The organism is Acinetobacter sp. 243_ASPC, from assembly GCF_001054715.1.
GTDB lineage: Bacteria > Pseudomonadota > Gammaproteobacteria > Pseudomonadales > Moraxellaceae > Acinetobacter > Acinetobacter soli.
The window spans coordinates 67,801-80,882 of sequence record NZ_JVOR01000081.1 but is presented as its reverse complement, the minus strand read 5'-3'; the positions used below and the strand labels follow the sequence as shown (position 1 = coordinate 80,882).

Sequence of the window (13,082 nt, the reverse complement as noted above, 5' to 3'; positions counted from 1 at the left end):
ACATCATCCTGATGACAGCTCCATTTGATGCTATGCAAAGAAGATCATCTTGTCTATTGAATTGGTATGCTTTAAAAGTAAAAAAGCCCAGACATTCATTCTGGGCTTTTTTGTTCACATTGGATCTTAATAAATCGCCATATGATTGCGATGAATCATTTCAAGTGATCGAGCTTCACCCAATACCTGATAGACTTTATCTGAAGCGAGACCTTTGATGATCTCAGCCGAACGTGAACTAAAATTCACTCGCCCAACCGCAATTCGCTGCCCCAATTGATCAACACACTCAACCACATCACCACGATTAAAATGGCCTTCAACCGCTTTAACGCCTACAGGCAATAAACTACGATGACGCTGTTTAATCGCATCGACGGCACCATCATCAATGACTAAACGACCAGCCGTTTGCAAATGTGCGGCAAGCCACTGCTGATGCGCAGTCATACGATCTTTATCGGTACTAAAGAGCGTTCCGAGCATTTCACCCGCCATTAAGCGAGACAAAACACGGTCACTTTCACCGCTGGCAATCAATGTTGGACAACCAGACTTCGCGGCTAAGCGTGCTGCACGTACCTTAGTCACCATACCGCCGCGGCCTAAAACACCACCACCACCGGCCATTTCAAACAAACGATCGTCGAGTGCATTGACGATGGTGAGCAGTTTTGCTTCTGGATTATTGCGTGGGTCGGAGTCAAACATCCCTTGCTGATCGGTCAAAATAATCAGCAAATCAGCATGTACTTGGCCCGCCACCATCGCTGCCAGCGTATCGTTGTCGCCAAAACGAATTTCATCGGTCGAAACAGTGTCATTTTCATTGATCACCGGAATCACACGCCACTCAATCAGGTTTTGCAAAGCATCACATGAATTGAGATAACGTCGACGATCTGCCAGATCATCATGGGTCAGCAAGACTTGAGCCGTCTGAATCGAGTGCTTATCGAGCACACTCGACCACGTGTGAATCAAGCCCATTTGACCAATGGCCGCACAGGCTTGAAGACTGGGTAGATCGGTGGGTCGGCTCGAAAGCTTCATGCGAACCATACCTTCTGCAACCGCACCAGACGACACCAATATAATTTCGTGTCCGGCAGTGTGTAGATCGGCAATTTGAGTTGCCCAATGCGAAATTGCATCTAGATCTAGACCTTGTCCGTTGGCGGTAAGAAGAGATGATCCGATTTTAACAACGATACGTTTACACGCCTTGAGCTGTCGTTGCCCATCGATCACTTCAATCATTTTTCCCTCGAGTTCGTCTTAACGAACGTAAATCACTTCTACTTCGTCATCATCGTCGTCAAAATCATCACCCTGACCTGCTTCACGCTGTGCTTTACGCATGGCTCGGTATGCTTCTTTTGCTGCGATCGTTTGTTCACGTGTTTCAGCTTCAAGCTGTTCACGGAATGCTTTTACTTGTCGTGCGTATTCTGGATCTTCAGCTTCAAGTTCGCGCTGCTGTTCAATCTGATCCATCAAATAGTACACCACTTCTTTGGTGCCTTCTAAGAGTAAGCCTGAGGTACGAAACACCGGGCCAGTCCACTCTAGCTCATCCAAGATATGTTTACACCATTCTTCGCGGCTGGCTTCTTCAATCTGATCGAGTTTGTTGAGTACCAGTACAACAGGAAGCTGAGCCAGCGTCGGAGAGAATTTTTTCAATTCACCAATGATCGCTTTGGCATTGTGTACCGGATCAGAACCATCAATTGGTTGAACATCCACAATGTGCAACAAAATACGTGTACGTGCCAGATGTTTCAAGAAACGAATACCAAGACCTGCACCTTCCGCAGCGCCTTCGATCAATCCCGGAATATCGGCCATCACAAATGAACGATGTCGGTCGGCATCGACCACACCTAGGTTCGGTACCATCGTCGTAAACGGATAGTCTGCAACTTTTGGTTTCGCCGCACTCACTGCACGAATAAACGTCGATTTACCTGCATTTGGCATACCGAGCAAACCAACATCTGCAAGTACTTTCAGCTCAAGACGGATCTCACGAAATTCGCCTTTAATCCCTGTGGTGAATTTACGTGGTGAACGGTTAGTCGATGACTTAAAGTGTGTGTTTCCTAAGCCGCCATCACCACCGCCAGCCACCAAAACACGCTGACCATCTTCAACCAAATCGCCAATAATATCGCCAGAATCGACATCCACAATGGTGGTGCCTACTGGTACTTTTAATACAACATCTTCGCCACCACGGCCTGTACAGTTTGCGCCGGCGCCATTTTTACCACGTTCTGCACGGAATTTACGGGTATAACGGTAGTCAACCAGTGTACCGGTGTCGTCATCGGCCTGAATATAGACGCTCCCGCCTCGACCACCGTCACCCCCATCTGGACCACCAAAAGGTACAAATTTTTCACGGCGAAAACTGGCCACGCCATTGCCACCGTCGCCAGCCTCTACGGTAATGACTGCTTCATCAACAAAGCGCATTTGCCAATCCTCTAAAATCTCTAAAACCGCCTATTCTGCCATATTTTAAAGGATTTCTCGAATATAAAATCAGTTATTTCACCTGTACGCGAGAAAGCCGATGCAGAGGCTTGCTGTATATGCAGAACAACATCTTCATTTGAGCCGTTTAGGGGTGTATATTTCGTAGTGGTAACTGGATGTGCATATCCAGATTGGCCTGTGTTTCTCTTACCTCGTTATACATAATGGCATTAAATGTCGCGACTTTTCGCATGGTCATCGGATCATCAATATTCAAAGTCGGTTTAAACTGATGTTTCACAGCCAGATTGATTGGTTCGTCAAACTCAAAATACACCGGACCATTAAATACAATTTTGATGGGCACCTGATAAGTACGATTCAAACGAAATGGCACATCCAGCCGAATCGGAATATTCATTTTTAGCGGAAATTTAGGTAACAGCTGATTTTGGTAAATCAGATCTGTCGTGCTCTCGACCGGCATCTGTTCATCAATTTTTATAGTGGTTAAATAATCCACACTCACAGAAACAGGTGTTTCTACTTCAAAGGCCAACTGAGCCAGATATTTGCCTTTAAGGGGCAAGGAAAGCTGTCGGTTAATGTGGATATCGGTATTAAGCTTCCCCATAGAATGGGTTTCCAAATGGTTGCCTACCTCGATGCGTGTAGGCAAATACTCCGATAATTGCACCTGTGCATGCTGCGCTGAAACATACATGGAAGCCTGAATGTTGAGGTAAAGCCAAAATAGCAATGCCACAAGACCAACCACCGCAACAAAGCTCAGTAATGTGCGTTTCAATGTTCCGAATAACCACATAGTCACCCCCTATTGCACGCCCGACTGGACAGCAGTTGAGGGAGCAGCAACGGGTTGTTTCTTTAGCGTCACGCTAGACAGCGGAATTTTTAATTCGCCTTTCTGAATTTTGATAGGCAAGGTATTCTTCACTTCCACGCTTGCTGCAAGTGCAGTTTTGATTGGTACATTTAAATGCCCATCGACTGGAATATTGGTTTTCAAGGTCGTGTTGAGCGGTATATTTAAGTTTTCTTGAAGCACTGTTCGCACAGGCGCATCAAATTTTAGATGGACGTTTTGATCAAGTGGCACTTGAATGTCTAAAGGTACGTCTAGGTTAATGGGAATGGTGCCTTTAATCGGCAGCGTGATATCACGTCCGAGTACTCTGACCTGTACTTTGGTATCAATCGGTAAATCCTGACGAACCTTGAGCACTTCTTTTACCGGAATAATGGTTTTAATCGGCACCTGATTATCAAAGTACACCCGCGGCGTCAGCGTTTGAGTGAGTGGGATATTCAGGTTTTCGTGTATAGGAATAGTGGCATTGACGCGTCCGCTCACATCCACATTCAAGGCATCCTGAATTTTAACTTTGGCTTGAAGTGGTTCTTGTAAATCAATATTCACGGCCTGATTTTCAAGCGGGATATACACATTAAAATGTTTAAATACCCAGATACCAATCGTAACACCGACAATACTGGCCAGCACAATAAACACCAGCCCTCCGAGCAATTTCTTGACCTGCAACGTACTTTCCTTTTGCAACTTTTTTATTTTACTTGGCTTTCAGCTTGGTAATCACTCACCAATATCCAGCTTGGTTTCCAATTTAACTGTCATTACATCATACATAAAAAAGCCCAGTCGAAACTGAGCTTTTTATATTTTTTAAACTGGCTTATGCCACGCTAAGTGCAGGCACTTTCGGATAGTTTACGCCACACATTTTTTCTGCAATACGAAGTACCTGACAGCTATAGCCAACTTCGTTGTCGTACCATACATATGCTGTCAAATGTGTACCTGATGTAATGGTTGCTTGCGCATCAAATACACCTGCTGTACGAGAGCCGATAAAGTCGCTTGAAACTACTTCAGTCGAATTGGTATACCCGATTTGACCTTGAAGGTTTGAGTTGATTGAAATTTGACGAATATATTCATTCACTTCATCACGATCAACTTCTTTCTCAAGCGTTAGATTCAAAATCGCCAACGAAACGTTTGGTGTTGGTACACGTACCGAGTTACCTGTGAGTTTACCTTTCAGTGCAGGTAATGCTTTGGCCACCGCTTTTGCAGCACCAGTTTCGGTAATCACCATGTTTAGTGTTGCAGCACGGCCACGACGGTCTGCCTTGTGATAGTTATCGATGAGATTTTGGTCATTGGTAAATGAGTGAACAGTTTCCACGTGGCCATTTAAAATCTTGTATTTATCATCGATTACTTTAAGTACACCAGTGATGGCATTCGTTGTACAGCTTGCAGCAGAAATGATTTTATCTTCATCTAAAATGTCGGCTTGGTTTACACCAAATACCACATTTTTCATGTCGCCTTTACCTGGTGCAGTCAATACTACACGTGCAACACCTGGGCACTTCAAATGTTGGCTCAAGCCATCAAGATCACGCCATTTACCAGTGTTGTCGATCAAAAGCGCATTGTCGATACCATAAGCAGTGTAGTCTACTTCTGCTGGACTCGATGCATAAATCACTTTGATGAACTTACCGTTTGCAATAATTGCTTCGTTTTCTTCATCAATTGAAATCGTACCGTCGAATGAACCGTGAATTGAATCACGACGTAGCAAAGATGCACGTTTTGCCAAGTCGCCATCAGATGATTTACGAACCACAATGGCTTTTAAGCTTAAACCGCGACCCAAACCAGATTGGCTGATAATCAAACGCGCCAAAATACGACCGATACGACCAAAACCGTAGAGAACGACATCTTTTGGCTCTTCAGAGGCTGCATTGCCTTTGATTGATTCAACAGCTTGCGCAACAAAAGCGTCGACATCGCCGCCCTGCTGTTTGTAGGCCACTGCCAGCTTACCAATATCCACTTCGGCAGAACCAATATTGTCAAGTTTTGCCAAGGCTTCCAAAATTGGGAAAGTATTAACAACAGAAAGCTCGACATCGACAACACGTGTACGACGATGTGATTTCAATATCTGGATGACAGAGCGGTTAATTAAAGAACGGCCATAAACAGAAACAACGATATTTTTTTCGCGATACAACTTGCCAATCAAAGCGATCATATGTTCCGCGATTTCTTCGCGATTTGTCCAACGTCCTTGATGTTCAGCATGCAGTGCGATGATAGTCTCTTTGCTCACAGATACGTCCTCTAATTAATGTTATCTAGGCGTGAATTTCAAAACGCGATAATTGTAAATCAAAAGGCGCCAAGATTAAATCGGGCGCCAGCGCTTACACCTATATTTTTTCATATAATTACTATAAATTTATAAAATGATTAAAAATATTTTTTAAAATTTATTTATAATATTTCGTGACGAAATTATTAAACGTCAAAATATGCTTAGAAAACAAGCATTATTCATTAAAAGCTTCATTTCTTGTTCAATTTTCATCCTGCCTCTTTTCATATTGAGCGACATTACGTTTCAGCATACGCGTGTTGCGTTGCTGTCGCCATAAATGCAATGCACCTTCTACCACCAATAACAGCACAGCCACCCAAATTGGGATATAAGTCCACCAGTCTTCTGGGTTGATTGTTTCTCCAATCATGAGCGAAGCAAGCGCCAGTAAAATTGGCTCTAAATAGCTAAGCAATCCAAACAATACCATGGGTAAAAAGCGGCTCGCCAAAATATAACTTCCAAGTCCAATGGCACTGAATAACCCAAGCCCAGTCACCACCAAAAGTAAATTTAATATGCTCCATCCGTCAGGTACGGTGCCCAAATACGACACATAATAAAATGCAACCGGTAAGCTGAGGACGATATCCCACCAGAAGCCACCTAAATGATCAGTTTTAAGTTTGCGTCGTAAAAAGAAATACGCAGCATAACCAAAGGCGACCAATAAGGTTTCCCATGCGATGGTGCCTTGTTGCCAAATTTCATGTGCAACGCCAAGTATCGCAAGAGCAACTGCCGCTTGCTGAAACTTAGAGAGTTTTTCCTTGTAAAAAAGACTGCCCACCAATACTAAAACCAAGGGCAGTAGAAAATAACCGAGCGATACCTGCAATCCCCGACCATTCATTGGCCCCCACATAAATAGCCAAAGCTGGATCGACACTAAAAGAGATGAAAGCAAGAGATACAGTAGAAAAATGGGTTGTAGTTTTATTTTTTCATAAATCTGTTTAATGAAATGTAAATCCCCGATTAACCACATAAATAAGGTTAAAAAAGGCAAGGTTGAAATCATGCGCCAACCAAAAGTTTGCTCTGCGTTTATTCCGGTCAAAAGCTGGCTATAAAAGTACAACACCCCAAACGTAACCGATGCCAAAACCGACAGCGCAATCCCCTGAAGCATATCTCCCCCCGCTTGACCAAGTAATCAAAAAGACGTTGTACAATACTGAATTTAAACATCTAATAAAAGAAAAACCACGCTAGGCATGGTTTTTCTTTTCATCTATGTAGCGCTTATTGGGCCATATGCTGTGGCCGAATAATGTCATTGAGTTCATAACCCAAGCTTTTCGCGTAGGCCAGATAGTCATTTACGACGTCTTCTGAGGGATGAGGTGTCCGCGATAAAATCCACATATATTTGCGAGATGGCTCACCCACCAAAACGGTTTGATAGTGTTCGTCCAGCTTTAAAATCCAGTAGTCGCCGCGTGCAACAGGTACCCATCGTACTATTTCTGGTAAAAAACTTACTTTCAATTTAGAATTATACGGAGGATTAACCACAAAGGCCTCGCCAAGCGACTGATGGCGCTGACCATCACTGCCCATACATTGGTTATCGACTGTAATATTACCGTTTTCATTTAAAGTATAGGTTGCGGTGATATTTTTGACGCATTTATTTTCAAAATACATGGGCTTACGAACCACTTCGTACCAAACCCCCAAGTATTTGTCTAACTCTACACGCTCCACAGGCGCGAGTGGTTTATTGTGTGCGTAAGCCATGGTTGCAACCGCTAATCCTGTCAATACGGCGCCACCCAATGCAATCTTTGCTAAACGCCAGCCCCCTTGTGGGATATTTTTATACAATGGCATTCAAGTTCCCTCAAATATTAGCTCATCATGATAGTTTGCAACGGATTGTTCATTAGAGTAGCGCTTTTTTTTGAAATTAATGTAGAGATATGTAGCACTTAGCTCTACATTCATTGATATTACTGGATCATTTGCGCTTTAAGTCGCAAGATTTCATCACGGATACGAGCGGCTTGCTCAAACTGCAACTCTTTGGAAGCTTTGAGCATTTCTTTTTCAAGCTTGGCCAGATGTTTCGCTAACAGTTTAGGATCTGCCAAGATATGTCGCTCATCTGCACTCAGTGCTTTCGCCTGAGCAGATTCAGACAGCTCTATCTCGTCTTCATTAAAGACTTCGCCTGTATCAATCTCTTTGATTTTCTGACGCACCGCACTACGTGGTGTAATGCCATGCTGTTCATTAAACTCAATTTGCTTGGTACGACGACGCTCAGTTTCATCAATGGCTTTTTGCATTGAATCCGTCATCTTGTCGGCATATAAGATGGCTTTACCTTTAATATTTCGCGCTGCACGCCCAATGGTCTGAATTAAAGAACGCTCAGAGCGTAAAAAGCCTTCTTTATCTGCGTCTAAAATTGCGACCAAAGACACCTCAGGCATATCGAGCCCTTCACGCAGCAAGTTAATACCCACCAGCACATCATATACACCAGTACGCAGCTCATGAATAATTTTCACCCGCTCTACAGTGTCAATGTCTGAGTGTAGATAGGCCACCTTAATACCATATTCTTTTAAGTAAGACGTGAGATCTTCTGCCATACGTTTGGTCAGTGTGGTGATTAACACGCGCTCATCAATCTCTTTACGCAGGTTGATTTCGGAAAGTACGTCATCGACCTGTGTGAGTACTGGTCGAATTTCGATTTCCGGGTCAATCAAACCAGTTGGACGCACCACCTGCTCCACAATCTGCTCAGACTTTTCTAGCTCATACTTGGCTGGTGTCGCGCTGACAAAAATTGTCGACGGAACAATTCGCTCCCACTCTTCAAATTTCATCGGTCGGTTGTCCAGTGCGCTTGGCAAACGAAAACCGTAATTCACCAGATTTTCTTTACGAGAGCGGTCACCTTTGTACATGGCGCCAATTTGCGGTACGGTCACATGTGACTCATCAATAATCAGTAAGGCATCATCTGGAATATAATCAAACAATGTTGGCGGTGCTTCGCCTGCCGGGCGCCCAGAAAGATGCCGTGAGTAGTTTTCAATACCGTTGGTGTATCCAAGCTGCTGCATCATTTCCAAATCATAGCGAGTACGCTGATCAATGCGCTGTGCTTCAAGCAACTTGTCATGGTCTTTAAAGAATTTCAGTTGTTCTTTCAGTTCATCTTTGATCGTACCGATGGCGCGGGTGAGATTATCTTTAGGCGTAACATAATGGCTTTTTGGATAAATTGTCACGCGGGGTACTTTACGCTGCATTTTACCTGTGAGCGGATCGAACCAGCGAATTGAATCGACTTCATCATCAAACAGCTCGATGCGAATCGCGAACTGATCGGATTCGGCAGGAAACACATCCAGAATTTCACCGCGAATACGGTAGGTACCTCGTAAAAATTCCAGCTCATTCCGGGTATATTGCATCTCGACCAGACGGCGAATCAAATCGTCACGATTGACACGATCGCCTTGCACCACATGCAAGAGCATTTTCATATACGCTTCAGGGTCACCCAAACCATAAATGGCCGAAACCGAGGCCACAATAATTGCGTCGCGTCGCTCTAAAAGTGCACGCGTAGCCGACAAACGCATCTGGTCGATGTGGTCGTTAATCGCGGCATCTTTTTCAATAAAAGTATCCGACGAAGGCACATATGCTTCTGGTTGATAGTAATCGTAGTAACTTACAAAGTATTCAACCGAATTATTCGGGAAAAAGGCCTTGAATTCACCATAAAGCTGAGCAGCCAGCGTTTTATTGTGAGCCATAATGATGGTCGGACGCTGTGTTTGCGCGATCACATTGGCCATGGTATAGGTTTTACCCGAACCCGTAACCCCAAGTAATAGCTGGTTACGATAGCCGCGCTCAATGCCATTGACCAACTTTTCAATCGCTTGAGGCTGATCACCTGCGGGTTGGAAACTTGTCACTAAATCAAAAGGCTGGTTGTCGTTCACTGGCACGCTCAAAAATAAGGGGTCATACAAACTATTAGGGCAAACTGAAACTTTTCAAGCCCGATGACTGGTCGTTAGTAGGCAATTACAGTGCCGTCCCAATTTAATAATTTACCCAGCTCTGCCTGACCAAAATGATCCATAACATCGATCAAACGCGTAGCAGTCTGCTCTGCACTGTACAATCGATCTGGTGAAATATTTTTATGAAAAGGTTTAGACAGCTCAGAATTCGTGGTTCCCGGGTGTAAGCTCGCCACATAAATTTCAGGCGATTTACGCCCCCACTCAATGCTCAGGTTTTTAATAAACATATTCAAAGCGGTTTTGCTCATGCGATAGCTGTACCAGCCACCCAATGCATTGTCATCCAGACTGCCCACCTTAGCCGATAAAGATAGCCATTTGAGTGAAGAGGTTTTGGTCAAAACAGGAGCCAAGGCTTGTGCAAGATGTATATGCGTGAGCACATTTTTTGAAAAAGATTCAAACACCCAGTCATCCTGAATCTGGCTGAGCATTTTTTCTGGCATATGGGTGTCATCGTGCAACATACCTGCACAGCAAAAAACGCGGGTCGGTTGAATTGAAGCAAGAAAAGTCTGTACTGCCGAAATATTCGAGGCATCGGATAAGTCGATCTGTAAATTATGCTGCCCCAAATCCGAACGGCTAATGGTGTAAACTGGTTCGTCTGAACGCGCTCTTAGCGCTGCAACCAATGCATTTCCAATGCCTGTAGAGGCGCCTGCGACAAGTATGCTCATGATCTTCTCTTTATAATGATTTTCTACAGATTCAGCATAAAAAAATGCGTGTGAATTTTATGTCATGAAAAAATAATCTTGCTATTCTTGATCTGTTTCACTCAAAATCATGTCACGCTACTACGCCCTGTAAAATAAAAAAGCGCACTATTTTTTGCTTGATTTGTGACTGAATCAATTGCACCATGAACTTATTACAGCAAGAATAAGATCATGATGAGCTTTCAATACCACGACGAAACAATTGTGACTGAGCTACCAGAAAATACCGTATTTGTATTTGGTAGCAACATGGCTGGGCAACATACGCATGGTGCTGCACGTATCGCCGCACAGCATTTTGGTGCTGTAAAAGGTGTAGGACGTGGCTGGGCGGGCCAAAGCTTCGCGATTCCTACCTTAAATGAACACCAACAACAAATGCCGCTTTCACAGATTGCGCACTATATCCATGATTTTAAAATTTATGCTCAAAATCACAGCAAAATGACGTATTTTTTAACGGCACTCGGCTGCGGGATAGCAGGCTACAAAGTATCGGAAATCGCGCCACTATTTCGTGGTATGAGCAGCAATATTATCTTTCCAGAATCATTTAAACCGTATATCGAAGAGAACGCGGTTTCACTGTTTCCAAATCTCACCTCGCGTATGGTGCAAGCATTTATTACCGATGAGGTGATTTTTTACTTCGATCATGGCAGTGAATCCTTCGAGGATGCACTACAAAAAACATCATTAAGTGATACCGAGAAAGCCATTGCATTAATTGTCTTAAATGAAGATTTATACCCACGAGATCGTTACGGACGTGGTCGTGAACACGAGCTAAAAGACATTCTTGGAAAATTAAACGGTAAAATCTTTAATTTTCATGGCAATACCGAAGGCGCCATGATTTTTATCAGCGTGATTGTTGCATTGATGGAACTATATGACATTGATGAACAGGATTTCGTCAAACTCTGGCGTAACGAAATCGAAATTGTTCATCCGGCAAACCGAGGCCAAGCCATCAGCGAAACCACTTAAAGGTCATTTTAAGCAGTAAAAAAAAGATGACCTAACTGGATGTTTTTTTTAGCCAGCCTTATTTTTTGTTTAAAAACACAAGGCTTATGATTATACTGCTGAAAAAATAGCCCTTGAAAGTTGAGCCACCATGCCTACGCTAGATTCTTCAATTTTTGATCTTGCACCTATTCCAATGTGGCTCGAAGATTACAGCGGGATCAAAATTCAGTTTGATGAGTGGCGTGATCAAGGAATCCAAGATTTACGAACTTTTCTTCGTGAAGATCTCGAACGTGTTCGACAATGCGCACATAAAATCAAGCTGATTCGTGTCAATCAAAAAACCTTACAACTTTTTGAAGCAGCATCGTTTGAGCAGCTTTGCGACAATCTGGCGGTTATTTTTCAGCAAGACATGCTCGATTCACATTTGAATGAATTGGTCGATTTATGGGAAGGTAAAACGCTATTTTCAAGTATGGCCGTCAACTACACGCTCAGTGGTCGGCGCTTGGATATACAATTGCACGGTACCATTTTACCGGGCTATGAAAATTCATTTGCGCGTGTACTGGTCACTACTGAAGATGTCACCCAAGTTCACCATGCACGCCGCTTAGAAGAAAAAAATCGTCGACTGGCCGAATCTCGTTTTCACTATTCACCGGCCTCGTTATGGGTTGAAGATTTCAGTCGTGTCAAATTCCGGCTTGATCAGCTCAGACAGCTGGGAATAGATGACTTTAGAACCTTTATTGATGTCCATCCCGAGTTTGTCAATCAATGTGTGGAAGACATCCTGATTTTAGATGTCAATCAAGCGACCCTCGATTTATTTCAAGCACCCGATAAAGCAACACTGCTTAAAAATACGCATAAAATATTTGCAAAAGAAATGCTCAGCACCTTTCGTGAACAGCTTATCGAGTTATGGAAAGGCAATATTCATCATCAGCGAGAAGCAATTAATTATGCACTCGATGGGAGTATTCGCAATGTATTACTGCAATTTACCGTGTTTCCGGGTTATGAGCACAACTGGGGCATTGTGCAGGTCGCCTTAACCGATATTACAGCACGCAAAAAGGCAGAAAATTACCTTGAGTATTTAGGTAAACACGATGTGCTGACCAAACTTCATAACCGCTCGTTTTATAGCGAAGAAATTCATCGCTTAGAACGAAGTATGGTGCGCCCTATCTCATGTATTTTTTTAGACATGAACGGGCTTAAAGCTATCAATGATTATCATGGTCATGATGCGGGAGATGATGTACTCAGGCGTGTGGGTCAGATCTTAACGCAATCGATTCAGCAAACTCCATATACGGCGTCTAGAATTGGCGGCGATGAATTTGTAATTTTAATGCATGGAGCAGACGAAACGGCGGTCAGCGTGATGCTACAAACCATTGATGCCCTACTCACTTTGGATAATCAGTTTTATTCGAGTCAGCCGATCAGTATTTCTATGGGATATGCCACAACACGCGAACATGAAACGATGGAAAGCATGTTAAAGCGCGCAGATGCCGAGATGTATACAAAGAAAAAAATGCATCATGATCGCGTTTAAACCATTTTATCTCATACAAAAAAGCCCCTACAATTTTGCAGGG

11 protein-coding genes are annotated in these 13,082 nt (G+C 43.4%); 2 read left to right on the top strand and 9 right to left on the bottom strand.

Going from position 1 to position 13,082, the window contains the following annotated elements; genetic code table 11:
• Window positions 1-126: 126 nt before the first annotated feature.
• From proB to ADA42_RS08990, 9 genes are all read right to left on the bottom strand, one after another.
• Window positions 127-1,260, bottom strand: coding sequence for a glutamate 5-kinase (gene proB / locus ADA42_RS09030; RefSeq protein ID WP_004939200.1), 1,134 nt, complete (start codon window positions 1,258-1,260; stop codon window positions 127-129).
• An 18-nt stretch (window positions 1,261-1,278) separates the two neighbouring features.
• Complete coding sequence (cgtA, locus tag ADA42_RS09025; protein WP_004939203.1) at window positions 1,279-2,481, bottom strand: Obg family GTPase CgtA; 1,203 nt, start codon at window positions 2,479-2,481, stop codon at window positions 1,279-1,281.
• A 148-nt stretch (window positions 2,482-2,629) separates the two neighbouring features.
• Window positions 2,630-3,310, bottom strand: coding sequence for a hypothetical protein (locus ADA42_RS09020; RefSeq protein ID WP_048764775.1), 681 nt, complete (start codon window positions 3,308-3,310; stop codon window positions 2,630-2,632).
• A gap of 9 nt (window positions 3,311-3,319) precedes the next feature.
• Window positions 3,320-4,048: a hypothetical protein gene (locus ADA42_RS09015; RefSeq protein WP_004939207.1), complete on the bottom strand. Its 729-nt coding sequence runs from the start codon at window positions 4,046-4,048 to the stop codon at window positions 3,320-3,322.
• 151 nt (window positions 4,049-4,199) lie between these two features.
• The gene (locus tag ADA42_RS09010; protein WP_004939208.1) at window positions 4,200-5,657 is read right to left on the bottom strand and encodes a glyceraldehyde-3-phosphate dehydrogenase; all 1,458 of its coding nucleotides are present in this window, start codon (window positions 5,655-5,657) and stop codon (window positions 4,200-4,202) included.
• A 247-nt stretch (window positions 5,658-5,904) separates the two neighbouring features.
• Window positions 5,905-6,837 (bottom strand): EamA family transporter RarD, encoded by a 933-nt coding sequence (rarD, locus tag ADA42_RS09005; protein WP_048764772.1) that lies wholly within the window; start codon window positions 6,835-6,837, stop codon window positions 5,905-5,907.
• Between the two features lie 113 nt (window positions 6,838-6,950).
• Window positions 6,951-7,541 carry a lipocalin family protein gene (locus ADA42_RS09000; protein ID WP_004948608.1) on the bottom strand — a complete coding sequence of 197 codons (591 nt, stop codon included), beginning with the start codon at window positions 7,539-7,541 and terminating at the stop codon, window positions 6,951-6,953.
• Between the two features lie 119 nt (window positions 7,542-7,660).
• Entirely contained in the window at window positions 7,661-9,682 is a 2,022-nt protein-coding gene (gene uvrB, locus ADA42_RS08995) for an excinuclease ABC subunit UvrB (RefSeq protein ID WP_004948610.1), read from the bottom strand.
• Between the two features lie 74 nt (window positions 9,683-9,756).
• Window positions 9,757-10,449 carry an SDR family NAD(P)-dependent oxidoreductase gene (locus ADA42_RS08990; RefSeq protein ID WP_048764767.1) on the bottom strand — a complete coding sequence of 231 codons (693 nt, stop codon included), beginning with the start codon at window positions 10,447-10,449 and terminating at the stop codon, window positions 9,757-9,759.
• Window positions 10,450-10,665: 216 nt separating this feature from the next.
• On the opposite strand from ADA42_RS08990, the gene ADA42_RS08985 reads away from it, so the two are divergent.
• Window positions 10,666-11,481 carry an A1S_2505 family phage non-structural protein gene (locus tag ADA42_RS08985; protein WP_048764915.1) on the top strand — a complete coding sequence of 272 codons (816 nt, stop codon included), beginning with the start codon at window positions 10,666-10,668 and terminating at the stop codon, window positions 11,479-11,481.
• Window positions 11,482-11,611: 130 nt separating this feature from the next.
• On the top strand, window positions 11,612-13,039 hold the full coding sequence (locus ADA42_RS08980; RefSeq protein ID WP_048764765.1) for a sensor domain-containing diguanylate cyclase: 1,428 nt from the start codon (window positions 11,612-11,614) through the stop codon (window positions 13,037-13,039).
• The last annotated feature ends 43 nt before the right edge of the window (window positions 13,040-13,082 follow it).

Bases quoted from the DNA above. Each gene is read 5' to 3' on its own strand.
- proB (WP_004939200.1), bottom strand. From the start codon at position 1,260: ATGATTGAAGTGATCGATGGGCAACGACAGCTCAAGGCGTGTAAACGT.
- cgtA (WP_004939203.1), bottom strand. From the start codon at position 2,481: ATGCGCTTTGTTGATGAAGCAGTCATTACCGTAGAGGCTGGCGACGGT.
- ADA42_RS09020 (WP_048764775.1), bottom strand. From the start codon at position 3,310: ATGTGGTTATTCGGAACATTGAAACGCACATTACTGAGCTTTGTTGCG.
- rarD (WP_048764772.1), bottom strand. From the start codon at position 6,837: ATGCTTCAGGGGATTGCGCTGTCGGTTTTGGCATCGGTTACGTTTGGG.
- ADA42_RS09000 (WP_004948608.1), bottom strand. From the start codon at position 7,541: ATGCCATTGTATAAAAATATCCCACAAGGGGGCTGGCGTTTAGCAAAG.
- ADA42_RS08990 (WP_048764767.1), bottom strand. From the start codon at position 10,449: ATGAGCATACTTGTCGCAGGCGCCTCTACAGGCATTGGAAATGCATTG.
- ADA42_RS08985 (WP_048764915.1), top strand. From the start codon at position 10,666: ATGAGCTTTCAATACCACGACGAAACAATTGTGACTGAGCTACCAGAA.
- ADA42_RS08980 (WP_048764765.1), top strand. From the start codon at position 11,612: ATGCCTACGCTAGATTCTTCAATTTTTGATCTTGCACCTATTCCAATG.